The sequence below is a fragment of the Streptomyces sp. NRRL F-5135 genome (assembly GCF_000719775.1).
Taxonomy (GTDB): Bacteria; Actinomycetota; Actinomycetes; order Streptomycetales; family Streptomycetaceae; genus Streptomyces; species Streptomyces hebeiensis.
This window is the reverse complement of the sequence record NZ_JOHR01000007.1, coordinates 386,930-398,942: the sequence shown is the minus strand read 5'-3', so window position 1 is coordinate 398,942 and position 12,013 is coordinate 386,930. Positions and strand designations below refer to the sequence as shown.

15 protein-coding genes are annotated in these 12,013 nt (G+C 70.0%); 5 read left to right on the top strand and 10 right to left on the bottom strand.

What is annotated here, in order from left to right; translation table 11 throughout:
• Positions 1-3 precede the first annotated feature (3 nt).
• Together IG02_RS0114295 and IG02_RS0114290 are read right to left on the bottom strand one after the other, a co-directional pair.
• The gene (locus IG02_RS0114295) at positions 4-477 is read right to left on the bottom strand and encodes a helix-turn-helix transcriptional regulator (RefSeq protein WP_030746458.1); all 474 of its coding nucleotides are present in this window, start codon (positions 475-477) and stop codon (positions 4-6) included.
• Between the two features lie 77 nt (positions 478-554).
• On the bottom strand, positions 555-1,418 hold the full coding sequence (locus tag IG02_RS0114290; RefSeq protein ID WP_030746455.1) for an alpha/beta hydrolase: 864 nt from the start codon (positions 1,416-1,418) through the stop codon (positions 555-557).
• 168 nt (positions 1,419-1,586) lie between these two features.
• On the opposite strand from IG02_RS0114290, the gene IG02_RS0114285 reads away from it, so the two are divergent.
• The gene (locus IG02_RS0114285; RefSeq protein ID WP_030746452.1) at positions 1,587-2,027 is read left to right on the top strand and encodes a DUF6086 family protein; all 441 of its coding nucleotides are present in this window, start codon (positions 1,587-1,589) and stop codon (positions 2,025-2,027) included.
• Between the two features lie 53 nt (positions 2,028-2,080).
• On the opposite strand, the gene IG02_RS37770 is transcribed toward IG02_RS0114285, so the two are convergent.
• A complete protein-coding gene (locus tag IG02_RS37770) occupies positions 2,081-2,581 on the bottom strand; it encodes a hypothetical protein (RefSeq protein WP_051764990.1) in 501 nt (166 codons plus the stop codon).
• Between the two features lie 394 nt (positions 2,582-2,975).
• Positions 2,976-3,596, bottom strand: coding sequence for a TetR/AcrR family transcriptional regulator (locus tag IG02_RS0114275; RefSeq protein WP_030746449.1), 621 nt, complete (start codon positions 3,594-3,596; stop codon positions 2,976-2,978).
• 36 nt (positions 3,597-3,632) lie between these two features.
• On the opposite strand from IG02_RS0114275, the gene IG02_RS0114270 reads away from it, so the two are divergent.
• A complete protein-coding gene (locus IG02_RS0114270; protein WP_030746446.1) occupies positions 3,633-4,439 on the top strand; it encodes an alpha/beta fold hydrolase in 807 nt (268 codons plus the stop codon).
• Between the two features lie 207 nt (positions 4,440-4,646).
• Here the strand turns inward: IG02_RS0114270 and IG02_RS0114265 are convergent, their stop codons facing one another.
• From IG02_RS0114265 to IG02_RS0114250, 4 genes are all read right to left on the bottom strand, one after another.
• Entirely contained in the window at positions 4,647-5,543 is an 897-nt protein-coding gene (locus IG02_RS0114265) for an alpha/beta fold hydrolase (RefSeq protein ID WP_030746443.1), read from the bottom strand.
• A gap of 168 nt (positions 5,544-5,711) precedes the next feature.
• Positions 5,712-6,215 (bottom strand): hypothetical protein, encoded by a 504-nt coding sequence (locus IG02_RS0114260; protein WP_158712290.1) that lies wholly within the window; start codon positions 6,213-6,215, stop codon positions 5,712-5,714.
• 172 nt (positions 6,216-6,387) lie between these two features.
• Entirely contained in the window at positions 6,388-6,657 is a 270-nt protein-coding gene (locus tag IG02_RS0114255) for a DUF397 domain-containing protein (RefSeq protein ID WP_030746437.1), read from the bottom strand.
• Positions 6,639-7,481: a helix-turn-helix domain-containing protein gene (locus IG02_RS0114250; protein WP_030746434.1), complete on the bottom strand. Its 843-nt coding sequence runs from the start codon at positions 7,479-7,481 to the stop codon at positions 6,639-6,641. The genes IG02_RS0114255 and IG02_RS0114250 overlap by 19 nt, the downstream gene beginning before the upstream one ends.
• 461 nt (positions 7,482-7,942) lie before the next feature.
• On the opposite strand from IG02_RS0114250, the gene IG02_RS36330 reads away from it, so the two are divergent.
• The 3 genes from IG02_RS36330 (at position 7,943) to IG02_RS0114235 (ending at position 9,886) form a co-directional block, all read left to right on the top strand.
• Positions 7,943-8,494 (top strand): hypothetical protein, encoded by a 552-nt coding sequence (locus IG02_RS36330; RefSeq protein WP_037802888.1) that lies wholly within the window; start codon positions 7,943-7,945, stop codon positions 8,492-8,494.
• Between the two features lie 67 nt (positions 8,495-8,561).
• Positions 8,562-9,242, top strand: coding sequence for a PhzF family phenazine biosynthesis protein (locus IG02_RS0114240; RefSeq protein ID WP_107055599.1), 681 nt, complete (start codon positions 8,562-8,564; stop codon positions 9,240-9,242).
• A gap of 239 nt (positions 9,243-9,481) precedes the next feature.
• Positions 9,482-9,886 carry a nuclear transport factor 2 family protein gene (locus IG02_RS0114235; RefSeq protein WP_030746426.1) on the top strand — a complete coding sequence of 135 codons (405 nt, stop codon included), beginning with the start codon at positions 9,482-9,484 and terminating at the stop codon, positions 9,884-9,886.
• 138 nt (positions 9,887-10,024) lie between these two features.
• Here the strand turns inward: IG02_RS0114235 and IG02_RS0114230 are convergent, their stop codons facing one another.
• Entirely contained in the window at positions 10,025-10,603 is a 579-nt protein-coding gene (locus IG02_RS0114230) for an SMI1/KNR4 family protein (protein ID WP_051764988.1), read from the bottom strand.
• 181 nt (positions 10,604-10,784) lie between these two features.
• Positions 10,785-11,999: a D-mannonate dehydratase ManD gene (gene manD, locus IG02_RS0114225; RefSeq protein WP_030746420.1), complete on the bottom strand. Its 1,215-nt coding sequence runs from the start codon at positions 11,997-11,999 to the stop codon at positions 10,785-10,787.
• Between the last annotated feature and the right edge of the window lie 14 nt (positions 12,000-12,013).

The window sequence follows — 12,013 nt, the reverse complement described above, 5'->3', positions numbered from 1 at the left end:
ACGCTACGGGCGGGCCCCGGGGTTCGCTTCTCCGTTTCTGACCGGTTCTTCCCCGCGCCTGACCGCTTGGGCGTCAGCGGCCGGCTCCGCGTTCCTGACCGGCCGCGTGAAGATCTTGGCGACGCAGGCCGGGATGGGCGCGCCCTGCTCATGCGGGCTTGCCCGGTACGCGCTCGGGCTCATCCCCACCAGTTCGGTGAACCGTGAGCTGAACGACCCCAGCGACGTACACCCGACCGCGAAGCAGACCTCCGTCACCGACAGGTCGCCGCGCCGCAGCAGGGCCTTGGCCCGCTCGATCCTGCGTGTCATCAGGTAGCTGTACGGGGTCTCGCCGAAGGCGGCGCGGAAGCTGCGGGAGAAGTGGCCGGGCGACATGTGGGCCGCGCGCGCCAACGCGGGCACGTCGAGCGGCTCCGCGTAGTCGCGGTCCATCAGGTCACGGGCCCGGCGGAGCCGAACCAGGTCCGACAGCATCACCGCACCAGCATCGCACGACCGCCGTCCGGCGCCCGGCGACGCTCTCCTCGGCCGCGGCGGTCAGCCGGCTTCCGTCACGACGCGCCGGGCAGGAGCGCGGCGAGTTCGCCAAGGGTCCGGGCCGCCGGTGCCGGGTCGACCAGCCACTTCAGGTGGCTGCTGGTGAGCGTACGGACGTCGTAGGGGTTCTCCGGCGTCCGCGCGTCTCCTTCGCGGATCATCCGGTCCTGCATGGCGAGCGGCACGCTGGTGTCCTCGGTCAGCCGGACGTACGTCTTGGGGATCCGCCCCCAGGTGCCGGCCTGTGCCCGGTCGTCGGGTGTGCCGACGTCGAGGTTCTCGTCGGGCTGGAAGGTGTTGAGGAAGACCATGAACTCCTCGTCCGTGCCGTCGGCGAGGAAGGCCGCCTTGAAGGCCGCGAGGACGCCGGGGTCGGCGATGCGGAAGTTGGAGCGCAGCAGCCCGAGCTCGGCAGGGTTGCCGACCATCGCCGATGCCAGGCCGGTGGAGTCGACCGTGGCCATCTCGGGCTCGGCGTAGTAGGCGCTGACGTCGAGGTCGACGGGGCACCAGGCGGAAACGTAGACGATGCGGTCGATCAGGTCGGGCCGCTGGTTGGCCGCGACGGTGGCCGTCATGCCGCCGCGGCTGTGGGAGACGAGGATGACGGGCCCGTTCCGCTTGGCCCGCTCCAGTATCCCGATCAGGTGCGCGGCGTTGTCGGCGAGGGTGACGCCCTTGATCGCCCCGGGCGCGGTGGCGAGCCCTGCGAGATCCTGCGGCGCCTGATAGGCGCGCGGGTACGTCGCGGCGAACCCGTGCCCCGGAAGGTCGACGGCGACCGAACGGTGCCCGAGGAGGCCGAGTTCGGCCTGGAGAGGTGCGAAGGAGAAGGAGTTCGCGAAAGCTCCGTGAACCAGTACGAACGTCGGTTGCATCTGTCTGCACTCACTTTCCGGACTCCGTGACGCCGGTGGTTCACACTACTCAGCGAAAGATCGTCCGCACTACCCGGACGAGCCTTCCAACTTGTCCGCTTCGTAATGGAGTCGCTGACGGCGGCTGCTCCTGCGACGATTCCCCCTGCTACGGCGAAAGGTGCCACGATGAGCCAGTACTTCGACGTGGGCGACGAGACCCTGTGGAATCCGTCCAACGGCGCTTCCCGGATGTTCCAGCGTCACGTAGCTCTCTTCGAGGCGGAACTGGCACTCCTCTCGGGTATCGGGCCCATGGAGAACGACGAGTGCCAGATTGATCCGGTCACCTTCGGAACTTTCGTCAACGCCCTCCTCGCGCAGCACAGAAGAACAGGCCACGCCGTACTGCTCGCACTGTCCGAAGGCTTTGTCGCCACCGTGCTGGTTCTCGCGGAGCGCGCCGGAACCAAACTGGACTGGGCGCAGCTCGAAGCCGCACCGGGCGGCCCGCTTGAAGACGTGCAGCTTTCCGCCGCCACAGGGATGGCCGCTCCGGCGGAAGGCGGGGCCTGGAGCGCTGGATTGCGTGAGCGGGCACGTGAGCTGGGGCGGCGCATGCCGCGCTGACAACAGCCACCGTGTACGACGAACGATCGTCGGCCCCACGCCGGCGCGGACCACTATGACGGGACAATGAGTGCGCCAAGAGAGCGGCCCAGCTTTCGCCCGGTGGCCGGTGCCGGCTGGAGGGGCGAGTCGAGCCGCTGGGGCGGGGGCCAGTCCTGCATGCTCGCCATCTTCGTACGGTTACTGCCGACCCAACTGAGGTGGAAATGTCCTGAGGGCAGTTCGTAGGGATCGGGCCAATCGCCTCGGAACGGCTCACCGGTGTACAGGCTCGTGGCCAGTGCGTCGAACAGCTCGGTCAGGCTGGCCCCCCACGTGGCGGCCTCGACGGCTCCCGAGCCGATGCCCATCTCGTAGACACGTCCGTAGGTCGGGCCGGGGCGGTGGTCGATGAAGGCGACACCCCCGTCGTTGGGATGCGCGAAGGGCACCCACTGATGGGCGTGGCCTTGAAGGTCGTCCTCCCCACGCCCGTTGGCCATGAGCCCGCTCAGGTTCACCAGCAACTCGTGCTCGTAGGCGATGCGGTCCGTTCCACTGAGCCGGTGTCCCAACGGAAGGAAAGCCCCCGCGCGTACACGTTGTCCGGCTCTGGATTCTCCATGACCCCGTTGTGCCGCTCCAGAAGTGCCCTCAGTTGCGGGTGGAGCGGGAATCCGAGGCGTATTTCGAGGGTCCGGATCTCCTCGGTGGTGGCGGCCGGTCGCAGGGCCGCATGGTCAATGGGACAGTGCGCGGACAGCCACGACGCGAAGCGGTCCCACGCCGCTTCGAACGCGGCACGTTCTGCAGTCATGCCGTTGACCCTAGACCGCGGCACTGACACACCTCCGCGACCGCGAACGCCGCCCCGAACTCCTCCTGGCACATCGCTCGCCGTACCCGTTGTCGGCGGGCTGTCCTCACAAGACCGAGAACCGGCCCGGCGTACTGGCAGGCTGTCGCGGGTCACAGGGCCGGCGGCGTGAGTTGCCGGCAGATCAGCTCGTGGGCGAGTCGCGCCGTCGCGAGCAGGTCCTCGCGAGTCGCGCCGAGGTTGGACCGCGTCGACAGCCCGTGCCAGACGGACTGGACGAGTCCGGTCAGGGCCGCCGCGTCGGTCCCGGCGGTCAGTTCCCCGTCCTGGATCGCTCGCTCGACGCGTGCGAGGAGGGCCCGCTCGTTCGAGTCCTGTAGTTCGGCGAAGTAGGCGCTGGTGTCGAGCGTGCTCGTGCTGTCGGTCATCGCGGCGCTGCTGCTGAGGCAGCCCGGATGCACGTCACTTGGCCGGGTGAACTCGTGGACCGAGTCGGTGAGGACGCGTTCGACGACGGTCCGGATGTCCTGCTCGGCGACGGCCTGCTCGTAGATCTCCCGGTAGCGCTCGGCGTAGGTCCGCACCGCTTCCTCGAACAGCCCGGCCTTGCTGCCGAAGGCCGCGTAGAGGCTGGAGGTGGAGAGCCCGAGGGAAGCGGTGAGCGCTCGGGTCGAGGTCCCGGAGTAGCCGCGGCGCCAGAAGAGGCGGGCGGCGTCGAGGACCGCGCGGTCGCGGTCGAAGGCCGGTGGTCGTCCACGGTTTCGCTGGGGCACGGTTGCATTGTAGAGCGTGTGCTCCATAATGGATTTATGGAGCGAACGATTCAGAAGAAGCTGTCTGTCGGCGGGGGCAGCTGGGTGACGGTCGACGTGTACGGGGAGCCGGATGCTCCGGGTCTCGTCGTCGTCCCGGGTGCGATGAGCGACGCGCACGCGTGGCAGGGCGTCGCGACCGCCGTCGACGCCTGGCCGTCGGTGGCGGTCGTGAACCGCCGGGGACGCGCGCCCTCGGGGCCGTTGACCGGCGCGTACTCGCTGCGGACGGAGGTCGAGGACCTCGGCGTGGTCCTCGACGAGTTCGACGGTGCGAACGCGCTCTTCGGCTGGAGCTACGGCGGCCTGATCGCGTTGCTGGCCGCCGACGACCGTCCGCTGCGCCATGTGATCGCCTATGAGCCGGTGACGCGGCCGTTCGGCCGTCACGCACTGCCGGACCTGAAGGCCGCCGAGGAGAAGGCGGACTGGGACACCACCGTCGAGATAGTGAATCAGCGGATCTCCGGCTTCGACGCGGCGCATGTCGAGGCGCTGCGGGCCGACCGCGAAACGTGGGCGACCTTGTGCCGCTTGAGCATGCCCGCGCACGCCGAACTCGCGGCGCTGAACGCCGCGCCGCAACCGGACGCGATGGCGCGGCGCGCGGACCGCGTCGATCTGATCGTCGGCCAGTCGAATCGCGGAACGGCCCCCTACGGGACGTCGTTCGAGGACGTCCGGCAGCGCGTCCCGCATGCCGAAGTCCACGAACTTCCCGGACAGGGCCACCTGGCCCACCTCCAGGCGCCCACAGAGCTCGGCCACCTGCTCAACGACCTCGCCACGGCTCGTCACCGATAACCCCGCCACCGCCGAAGCGGTCCCGTCGGCCCAGTCGCCTCCCGGCCCGGCCGTGTGCGCCGGACGTTCCTCTGGCCGGTGTTCGTCGCGTTGTCCGCAACAGCCGACGCAAGAGCTTCCGGACCGGGATGGTCGAGGGCCACCTCGTCGTGGGTGCATCCGGTCGGCTGCACCCACGACGTCCTCACCGGGTGTCTGTGCCTGGTGTCAGACGGTCAGCCGGTCGAGGATGCCGGCCACCTTCGCCGGTTCGAGCAGAAACCCGACGTGGCTGGTGGCCAGGGTGTGCACGTCGTACGGGTTGTCGGGGGTCAGAGCGTCGCCTTCGGCGATCAGTCGGTCCTGCATGGCCACGGGGATCGACCGGTCGTCGGCGAGGCGGATATAGGTGCGGGGGACGGTGCCCCAGGTGTCGGCGTGGCCGCGTGCGTCGCTCGCTATCACCGCGAGCGACTCGTCCGGCTGCAGGATGTTGAGGAAGGCCCGGAACTGCTCGTCCGTGCCGTCCGCCATGATCGCAGCCTTGGCGGCGGCGATCAGGTCCGGATCGGCGGTGCGGTAGTTGGCCCGCCCGACGCCGAGTTCGGCGGGGTTTCCGACGTTCAGCGCCGCCAGTGGGGCGAGCAGGTTCTCGCCGAACTCGGGCTCCTGCATGTACTCCATGGGGTTCGCGCGCCGCACGCACGACCACGCGGAGATGTAGACGAGCCGGCTGACCAGGTCGGGGACCGTGTTGCCCACCCCGGTCACGGTGGTTCCGCCGAGGCTGGCGCCCACCAGCACCACCGGCCCGTGCTCGGCCAGCCGCCGGACGACGTCGACCACCATGTCGATGTTGTCCTGAAGGGTGACCCCGGCCAGTTTCGACGGTTCGACCGCCCAGGCTTCGAGGTCCTGCGGGGCCTGGTAGGCGGACGAGTACTGCGCGTCGAAGCCGTGCCCCGGCAGGTCGACGGCGTAGCTGCGACGGCCGAGCAGGGCCAGTGCGCGCTGGACGGGAGCCCACATCAGCGAACTGGAGCACGAGCCGTGCACGAGCACGAAAGTGGGGTCCGCGTCGCGGGCCGGCCGAGAAGGGGAGGAGTTGCGGGATGCGGATGTCATACGGATCAGTCCAATGTCCGGTGGGCGGCGCGGTGAGCCGCCGAAGCTGAGAGGAAAGACGCGCGCACCTGTCTGTCAGGGTGCCTCACGGCTCGGAGGCGGGCGCACTCGGGCGGGCTCCTCAACCGGCGCCGGTCGCCGAGCGACTGCGGCGGCACGTCGTACGCGTCACATCACGCCCAGCCCGCGCTTGGCGAGTCTGCGGAACTCTCGCGTGTACGTGGTGATGAGCGTCGCGGCTTCCTGGTACAGCTCACGCACGGCCGCGTGTACGTCGCCGACGAGCAGTTGATCGTCCCGGGACTGGTGAGAGCGTATTTCGCCGTCCACGTACGCGGCCTTACGGCGTACGACCCCGGGCATATCCCACAGCGTCAGCGGGTCGGCCGCCATCGACGTCCAGCGTGGCGCCGCCCTGGACATCTGCGGGGCCAGCGCCCGCCACGGTGCGTCGGGGGTCCGTCCGTTGAGGGCCGGATGCAACTGGGTCCTCGCGTCGACGAACGGTGCGCAGAATCGGGTCAGTTCGTCCTGCAAGGTGTCCACCTTGGCCACGGTGGCCGCCTTGACGCTCGCGCGTCCGGTGATGCGGCCCACCGCGAGGGTCGCCGCCGCGCCCGCGACCGCACCGCCCAGGCCGATCAACGCCACCGGAATCTCTGACTGAGCCACCCGCCCCCCTCTGCGCGTGCCCCTGCGACCGGACTGATTGTCGCAGCGGTCCACCGACAGGGAAACCATCACGCGTCGAGGGCAGGCCACTCTCCACTGCGGAGCGGGCGTCAGGCGTCGCCCGTGGCGTTGTGCGCAACGGGCGACGCAAGAGATTCGGGTTGGGGTGTGTTCAGGGGGTGAGGGCTGCCGTCCGGACGGCCTGGATGAACGAGGTGAAGGCCGTGGTCGGGAACGTCAGGACCGGGCCCTGCGGGTTCTTGGAGTCCCGGACGGGGACGATGCCGGGGAGGTTGTCGGCGGCCTCGACGCACTGACCGCCGTCCGGGTTGCTGTACGAGCTCTTGCGCCAGTTGGCGGCGGCTTCCACGCACGCGCCGCCGTCCGAGTTGCTGTACGAACTCTTGCGCCAGACCGGGGTGCTCAAGTCGATGGGTCCCACGGGACCTCCTCCAACATCTGCGTGATGAACTTCCGCGACTCCACCGGGGACAACGCCAGGTCCCGAATCGCATCGTACGCGAGTTGCAGGCTCTGGACCTGTTGCGGTTGCTCGATCAGATCACCGCTCAGCGCGTTCTCGGTGTAGGCGACGGTGCTGCCGTCCGGGGCGCGGAGGAACATCACGTCTGTGCTGACCAACCCGTGTGGTCCTGCCGTGAGGGGCAGCACCTGGAGTGTGACGTTGGGACGTTCGGCCATCTCAAGCAGGTGCTCAAGCTGCCGCCGCCACTCCTCGACGTCCTGCAATGGCGTGCGCAGCACCGTCTCAGAGATGAGGGCACGGAAGTGCGGCGGGGCCTCGCCGTCCAGCAACGCCCGTCGCCCTATGCGTGCTTGGATCTGCTGGCTGAGTTCTTCGCCGCTGAGCCCGCCCGCCGCGAGCACCGCGCGTGCGTAATCCGGCGTCTGGAGCAGGCCCGGGAGGACGCTGACCCCGAAGTGCCACAGGCTCACCGCCTCCGCCTCCAGAATCATGTACCGCCGGTACCGCTCCTTGAACTGCGTCGGGTCCGCCATGGCCAGTTCCCACAGCGTCAGCAGCAGCCCCGGCGTCCCGTAGTGCTGGTCCAGGGCCTGGACCACCTCCGGGCCGCCCAGTGTCTCGCCGCTCTCCATCTTCCCGAACAGGGACCAGTCCCAGCCCAGCACTTCGCCCAGCTTCCGCAGGCTGTCGCCCTTCCGCGAGCGCAGCAGGCGCAGTTCCTCCACGAACCGCTTGCGTGGTTCCTGGCTTCGTCCGGTGATGATCCGTCTCGGCGGCATCGCGCTGACCTCCGTTGTGGAGCGTTGTGGAGCGTGTGGAACTAGCGGAACGCGGCGGAGAGGTTCCCTCCGCCAGCGGCAATTGAGCCAATTTCAGGGTGCATTCTCGTAGCTGTCCGAGTACGCACGGTAGTTCACCGTCCGGCTCCCCAACCGCCAGTAACGGCAGAGGAGTGGGCTGAGTGGCGAGAAGTAGACAGGTTTCCGAGGTGCCCTATGGCGAGTAGCCCGGAGGTTGCGCCGACAGCGCTGTATGTGCCGCCGGAAGCCCTATCCGGTCGTGCCGTAGCTCCCTTACCCGTGACCGGCTGCGACGTGTGCGGCTGGTGGGAGAAGCGGCGGGAGAACGCGCGGCGGGGGATCGGGGAGCCGACGGTGGAGGAGTGTGACCGGCAGATCGCCGCCCATCCTCATCTCAAGTGGGTCCGGCCGTGCGGCCTGTGCTGCGGGTGCGGGCACCGATGACGTACGGGACACGCACGACGCACACGTACAAGGTGACCGTCGTCGCCGAGGGACCCGTGAACGGGACCACGGCGCGCGTCCTGCTCGGCGCGTGGGAGACGTACACACCGGGCGGCGCCCTGTACCGGTTGCGGCAGCAGGCGCACCGGATCGCCGACGGCCTCGATCCGCATCCGCGTGCCGCCTGGGTGGCGGACGCCGGGCGGGTGCTGGTGCCCGTGGGGGCGCACGTGCCCGACGTGCCCTCGGCGTTACGGGCCTGGTGCGACGACCACCGGCAGCAGGAGGCGGCCCGGCGCCGGCTCGATCGTGGGGAACGGTTCACGGTCGGCGCGGCCGATCATTCGGGCCGGTACACCCTCACGGTCCAGCCGACCGGGGTGACGGCCGCCCCGTCGCCCGCGCCGCCGCTCGTCGCCCCCGTACGAGGGCGACGGCGTACCCGCTCCCGCCACCGCGCACCGAGGCACCACCTCGAAGCGCTGGCCGTCACCCTCGGCGCCGTCCTCGGAATCCTCGCGCTCGCCGTCGCGTTCGGGCGCGGTTGAAGGGAGAACAGAGGGCGGGCCCAAGCGCGGTTGAAAGGCGCCGGCCACCTGATGTTTGAATGCCCCGGTGAACGACATCGACGTACTCAGCGTCTTCTGCGCCGCCGACGGCCGACACGGCAACACGCTGGGCGTCGTCCGCGAGGGCCGCCATCATCCGGACCGGGCGGGCCGGCAGGCGCTGGCCGCGCGGCTCGGTTACAGCGAGACCGTGTTCGTGGACGATCCCGAACTCGGCGTGGTGGACATCTACACCCCCGGCCTGCGCCTGCCGTTCGCCGGGCATCCGCTCGTCGGCGCGGCCTGGCTGCTGGACCTGGAGTCGGTGAACCCGCCCGCCGGGGAGGTGTGGGTGCGGCAGGACGGGGAGTTCACCTGGATCACCGCCCGCCCCGAGTGGGCGCCGCCCCGTACGCTCCGGCAGTACGCCACCGCCGCCGAGGTCGACGCCCTGCCCGCGCCGCCGCCGGGGGAGGGGTGGCTCTACGCCTGGGCCTGGCTGGACGAGGCGGCGGGCCGGGTCAGGGCGCGGGCGTTCCCGCGCCGGGACGACGGCATCGTGGAGGACGAGGCGACCGGCGCGGCGGCGCTGCTGCTCACGGCGGAGCTGGGGCGTGCCCTGAACATCACCCAGGGGCGGGGCTCGCAGCTGATCACGGCCCCCGGCCCCGACGGCTCGATCGAGATAGGCGGCCGGGTGCGGCTGCACGCCAAGCGCCGGGGACCGAGTACGCACGCCGCCGTCTGAAGGTCTCGCGGCCGTCGGCCCGGCGCGACGGCCGGCCTCCCCGTGCGATGGGCCGGTTCAGCGAACCGTGCGTGCCGCCGGGGGACCCGGTACGGATGTGGTGAGCCGGGGCGCCGCGTCGGTCGGTCTACGCTCGCGTCGTTGCCCGTCACGTTCGACGGGCCGGCGTCCCGGGAGGCGGCCTCGGGGTGTTCCCAGGCCCCCGGGTCGCTCCGGCCACCCGCAGAAGGGACGATGCGATGGATCCCGATGTCCGGCTCAGGGCCGCGATCGAGGAACACTGGCGGGCGTCGGAACAAGGGGACGTCGAAGCCGAGCACGCCATCTACGCCTCGGACGCGATCCTCGATTACCCCCAGTCAGGAGAACGATTCCGGGGCCGCGCGACGATTTCGGCGCAACGCGGCGGGCACCCTGCCCGCCGTCGGTTCCTCGTCCAGCGGATCGTCGGCAGCGGGGATCTGTGGGTGAGCGAGTGTGTCATCACGTACGACGGCGCGCCCGTCCGCTCGGTGAGCATCATGGAATTCGCCCACGGCCACGTGGTGCACGAGACGCAGTACTTCGCGGACGCCTTCGGCGCGCCTGAATGGCGGACAGCACTCGCGGAGCCGATGCCGGGCAGGAACATCGCCAGGGCCTGACTCACGGGTGTTCCCGTGCCGGGAGGACGGCGAGGCCCGGGTCCGTGCCTCGCCTCCTGCCGCGCCCTCCGCGCGGGACGCCCGCGTCCGGCGTCCCGCGCGGATCACCGCCCGGCCGTGTGTCGCTGCCGTACCTCGCTATTCCAAGAAGTCCTTGCTCTCGTGGAACAGCCCGGCGAAGCTCGTGTGCGATTCCAGATCGCCGTACTTCGGGGTGAAGAGGTGGGCCGCCCACTCGCCGTCCGGGCCGACGTCCGTCGGGTCGAGCAGCCAGAGGTCCTCACCGCTCGCGACCTGCAGTGACCGCCGGAACAGCGCTACGAGGTCGGCGTCCGGGAACTCGTTGTCGTAGAGGTGCACAAGGCTTCTGCCCGGCCCGGTGTCGCGCATCCAGGTGACCTCTTCGCAGGGATGGACCTCGTCGATCCAGTCGCGGAGCGCGGTCCATCCGTTCGTGGTCAGCAGGAAACTGCGGTAGCTGGGCGGAAAGCGCAGGCCGAGCCGCTGCTCGGCGGCCGCCACGGCTTCCTCGGTGGCCGGTTCCGACCCCAGCCAGCCGCCTTCCTCCAACTGCTCTTCGTCGAACTCGCGGATGTCGTTGTCGTCCACCCCTTCCCGATACAGCTCGCCGTACTCGTCGAGAAAGTCGCGCCATTCCTGCGGGGTGTTCAGCGGGCGCGTCTCCTCGTCCCCGTCCATCTCTTCCGAGCCGCTCATGTCCCGCCCCTTGTTCCTGTGTTCGCGTCGCCGCTTCGTCGTACGCGGGCGTGCCACGTACGACCCGTACGGAACGCAACCTTAACCGGCGCCCCGTACGTGGCCGAGGCGGCTCCGCGAACGTCAAGTGGGCTCGGAGGGAGCGGACTTCAGCGGGCGGGTGACGTAATCCGGGAGGCCGTCACCAGTCGTGGACGGAGCCGTCCTGGAGCCGGTTGACCGGCAGGTACGCGGCCTCGTACGGGTGCGTCGCGGCCAGTTCCTCGTCCAGGTCCACGCCGATGCCCGGGGCCTCGCCCGGGTGGAGGTGGCCGTCGGTGAAGGTGAAGGCGTGCCGGAACACCTCGTGGGTCAGCGGGGTGTATCCCGCGTATTCCTGGATCCCGAAGTTGTGCACGGCCAGGTCGAGATGGACCGCCGCCGCCATGCCGACCGGCGAGATGTCCTCCGGGCCGTGGATGGCGCTCTTGATCTGGTACTGCGCGGCGAAGTCGAAGAGCTTCCTCAGCGGTGAGACACCGCCGAAGTGGGTGACCGCCGAGCGTACGTAGTCGATCAGCTGCTCGGTGATGAGCGTCTGGTAGTCGTACACGGTGTTGAAGACCTCGCCGATCGCGAGGGGCGTCGTCGTGTGGCGGCGGACCAGACGAAGGGCCTCCTGGTTCTCGGCCGGTGTGCAGTCCTCCAGCCAGAACAGGCGGTAGGGCTCCAGGTCCTTGCCGAGCTGTGCCGCCTGCGCGGGAGTGAGGCGGTGGTGCGCGTCGTGGAGGAGGGGCAGTTCGGGCCCGAACTCGTTGCGTACGGCCTCGAACACCGTGGGCATGTGGCGCAGGTAGGCGGCGGTGTCCCAGTCCTCGACCACGGGGCGGGCCTGCTGGTGCGGTTCGGCCTCGGCGCTGTCGGGGCTGCTGTGCACGCCGTACACGGTCTTCAGGCCGGGGATGCCGGTCTGGATCCGGATCGCCGGGTAGCCCTCGGCCAGGCGGGCGCGGACCGAGTCGAACAGCTCGGGGATGTCACGGCCGTTGGCGTGCCCGTACGTCCCCACCCGCTCCCGGCTCGCGCCGCCGAGCAGCTGGTAGAGCGGGAGCCCGGCGGCCTTGGCCTTGATGTCCCACAGCGCCACGTCCACCGCGGCGATCGCGGCCATCGTGACGGGGCCGCGGCGCCAGTACGCGCCCCGGTACAGGGACTGCCAGGTGTCCTCGACGCGGTGCGGGTCGATGCCGACGAGCAGGGGCGCCACATGGTCCCGCAGGTAGGCGGCGACGGCCAGCTCCCGCCCGTTGAGGGTGGCGTCCCCGAGGCCGGTGACCCCCTCGTCGGTGGTGATTTTCAGCGTGACGAAGTTGCGGCCGGGGCTGGTGACGACGACCTTCGCGTCGACGATCTTCATGAATGGGCTCTTTC